3 pseudogenes are annotated in these 844 nt (G+C 44.8%); 1 reads left to right on the top strand and 2 read right to left on the bottom strand.

The window, feature by feature from the left end:
- A pseudogene (locus PVV65_RS09860) lies at positions 1-127 on the bottom strand (late control protein); the annotation flags it as partial.
- A 175-nt stretch (positions 128-302) separates the two neighbouring features.
- Here PVV65_RS09860 and PVV65_RS09855 point away from each other — a divergent pair.
- Positions 303-479 (top strand): annotated as a pseudogene (locus PVV65_RS09855) (Arm DNA-binding domain-containing protein); the annotation flags it as partial.
- A 5-nt stretch (positions 480-484) separates the two neighbouring features.
- On the opposite strand, the pseudogene PVV65_RS09850 reads toward PVV65_RS09855, so the two are convergent.
- Positions 485-772, bottom strand: a pseudogene (locus tag PVV65_RS09850) (DNA-binding protein); the annotation flags it as partial.
- Positions 773-844 lie beyond the last annotated feature (72 nt).

Below are 844 nucleotides of genomic sequence, written 5' to 3'. Positions count from 1 at the left end.
CACTGATGCTGTCCTGATAACCAAAGGTAACATGGAGCGCGCTGTTACTGGAGGGAATCTCTAAATCATTGCCGCTATCATCAAACTCTGCCTCGAATGTATCAGTTTCATTTCCCGCATGGTCTGTACAAGATATTGATTTATAATGATAATTTAGCGTTATTCATATTGAATTAGAACACCGAATAACGTAAGATTCTCTCATTTCAAATCTCTTTATCTTGAATCAATCAAAAGCACTCATTTGCACATCACAAGCGGGATGAGTGTGTGGATCAAATTTGTATAAGAAAGGAGTAAAAATGGTCCTTATGAACTGTCTTAATGCAAGATCTGTCGCAACATTGGGGGCTGGCAAATATAATGATGGTGCCGGCTTGTTACTCCATAAGCGTAAAGATGGTGGTGCTCAATGGATTTATCGCTATACCATTCACGGGCGCCGTCGCGAAATGGGTTTGGGTGCCTTAAGAGATGTCTTGCCTGAAAGCCCCTCATAACGCACCCAAACACTTTCCTTTTGCATGCTCTGTTCTGTCTTTTGCAAAACATCAACACCACCCGCCCGCAACAACAATGCTGCCCGCGCCCCTTCCGGCAATAAAGAGATGTGATACTCCCAAACCGGCTTGGTTTTGCCTAATGTTTGGCGAAACAATTGTGTATTCAAACGCCATTTCTTAAGCGCAAGATTGTTGAGACCGATCTTTGTTTTTAGCAATCCCGGCAAAGCCGCTTCAGCCAACTCAGCAATACTAAACCACTCTTTCATGGCTGCCCCCGTCTAATACGAACCGGAACCGCACGCATCGCTTTCAACCGCGCCGCAATCTCACGCTGTTCC

It is taken from the genome of Bartonella sp. ML70XJBT (genome assembly GCF_028618425.1).
Taxonomy (GTDB): domain Bacteria; phylum Pseudomonadota; class Alphaproteobacteria; order Rhizobiales; family Rhizobiaceae; genus Bartonella.
This window is presented reverse-complemented; position numbering and strand designations above follow the sequence as displayed.